The following is a 2500-nucleotide window of genomic DNA, read 5'->3' as shown; positions in this document are numbered from 1 at the left end:
ACGACTTGGTCTCACGAGCAAGCTTAAGCCGTTAGGTGTAGGCGCAGCGAAAGCGAGTCTTAAAAGGGCGCATGAGTTCGTGGGATCAGACCCGAAACCGAGTGATCTAGGCATGAGCAGGATGAAGGTTGGGTAACACCAACTGGAGGTCCGAACCCACACCTGTTGAAAAAGGTCGGGATGACTTGTGCCTAGGGGTGAAAGGCCAATCAAACTCGGAGATAGCTGGTTCTCCGCGAAAGCTATTTAGGTAGCGCCTCGGACGAATACCTTGGGGGGTAGAGCACTGGATGGGTGATGGGGTCCCACAGACTTACTGAGCCTAACCAAACTCCGAATACCCAAGAGTACTATCCGGGAGACACACGGCGGGTGCTAACGTCCGTCGTGAAGAGGGAAACAACCCTGACCAACAGCTAAGGCCCCCAATTCGTGGCTAAGTGGGAAAGCATGTGGGACGACCAAAACAACCAGGAGGTTGGCTTAGAAGCAGCCATCCTTTAAAGATAGCGTAACAGCTCACTGGTCTAGACAAGTTGTCCTGCGGCGAAGATGTAACGGGGCTCAAGCCACGAGCCGAAGCTTTGGATGTGCAGCAATGCACGTGGTAGCGGAGCGTTCCGTGATATAGCTTCATGCCTCTCTTGCCTCCTCGGAGGCGTCAGAGGCTCGAAGCTTTCTGTGAAGCCGGGCCGTAAGGCATCCGGTGGAGAGATCGGAAGTGAGAATGTTGACATGAGTAGCGACAAACAGGGTGAGAGACCCTGTCGCCGAAAGTCCAAGGGTTCCTGCTTAAAGCTAATCTGAGCAGGGTGAGCCGGCCCCTAAGGCGAGGCCGAAAGGCGTAGTCGATGGGAACCAGGTTAATAGTCCTGGGCCAGGAGATGGTGACGGATCGCAGGTGTTGTCGGGTCTTATCGGATTGACCCGGCAGCTGAGCGGTCCCTGGAAATAGCCCTCCACATGACCGTACCCTAAACCGACACAGGTGGACTGGTAGAGAATACCAAGGCGCTTGAGAGAACCACATTTAAGGAACTCGGCAAAATACCTCCGTAAGTTCGCGAGAAGGAGGCCCGGTGGGCAGGCAACTGTCGGCCGGGGGCACAAACCAGGGGGTGGCGACTGTTTACTAAAAACACAGGGCTCTGCGAAGTCGCAAGACGACGTATAGGGTCTGACGCCTGCCCGGTGCTGGAAGGTTAAAAGGAGGGGTGCAAGCTCCGAATTGAAGCCCCAGTAAACGGCGGCCGTAACTATAACGGTCCTAAGGTAGCGAAATTCCTTGTCGGGTAAGTTCCGACCTGCACGAATGGCGTAACGACTTCCCCGCTGTCTCAAATGTGGACTCAGCGAAATTGAACTGTGTGTCAAGATGCACACTACCCGCGGTTAGACGGAAAGACCCCATGCACCTTTACTATAGCTTCGCACTGGCATCAGGATTGTGATGTGCAGGATAGGTGGTAGGCTTTGAAACCGGGACGCCAGTTCCGGTGGAGCCAACCTTGAGATACCACCCTTCGCACTCTTGATGTCTAACCGCGGCCCGTTATCCGGGTCCGGGACCCTGCGTGGTGGGTAGTTTGACTGGGGCGGTCGCCTCCCAAAGAGTAACGGAGGCGCGCGATGGTTGGCTCAGAGCGGTCGGAAATCGCTCGTTGAGTGCAATGGCAAAAGCCAGCCTGACTGCAAGTCTGACAAGACGAGCAGAGACGAAAGTCGGTCATAGTGATCCGGTGGTCCCAAGTGGGAGGGCCATCGCTCAACGGATAAAAGGTACGCTGGGGATAACAGGCTGATGATGCCCAAGAGTCCATATCGACGGCATCGTTTGGCACCTCGATGTCGGCTCATCTCATCCTGGGGCTGGAGCAGGTCCCAAGGGTATGGCTGTTCGCCATTTAAAGAGGTACGTGAGCTGGGTTTAGAACGTCGTGAGACAGTTCGGTCCCTATCTGCCGTGGGTGTAGGATACTTGAGAAGAGTTGCCCCTAGTACGAGAGGACCGGGGTGAACGCTCCACTGGTGGACCAGTTGTCGTGCCAACGGCAGTGCTGGGTAGCTATGAGCGGACAGGATAACCGCTGAAGGCATCTAAGCGGGAAGCCCCCTTCAAAACTAGGTATCCCTTGAGGGCCGTGGTAGACCACCACGTCAATAGGCCGGAGATGTAAGCGCGGCAACGCGTTCAGTTGACCGGTACTAATCGCCCGATTGGCTTGATTTGATCCAGTGACAGCTAGACTGCACTCCTCAAATGCATACTTGGACAACATAACGCTGATTGCGCTTCTTTCTCGGTTTGGTGGTCATAGCGCGAGCAAAACACCCGATCCCTTCCCGAACTCGGAAGTTAAGTGCCGCCGCGCCAATGGTACTGCGTCTCAAGACGTGGGAGAGTAGGTCACCGCCAAACCTAGAAAGAAGCATAGCCTCTCAAAAATCTCGCGGGATGGAGCAGCCCGGTAGCTCGTCAGGCTCATAACCTGAAGGTCGT

At 55.3% G+C, this 2500-nt stretch carries 2 rRNA genes (1 of these 2 cut by a window edge); both read left to right on the top strand.

From position 1 onward, the window contains the following. Nucleotides 1–2230: ribosomal RNA gene (locus C5F46_RS15675) — 23S ribosomal RNA — on the top strand; it begins 601 nt to the left of the window's first position. Between the two features lie 74 nt (nt 2231–2304). Further along, nucleotides 2305–2419, top strand: a 5S ribosomal RNA gene (rrf, locus tag C5F46_RS15670). Nucleotides 2420–2500: the final 81 nt, after the last annotated feature.

Source organism: Phaeovulum veldkampii DSM 11550 (assembly GCF_003034995.1).
GTDB classification, from domain to species: domain Bacteria; phylum Pseudomonadota; class Alphaproteobacteria; order Rhodobacterales; family Rhodobacteraceae; genus Phaeovulum; species Phaeovulum veldkampii.
This window is presented reverse-complemented; position numbering and strand designations above follow the sequence as displayed.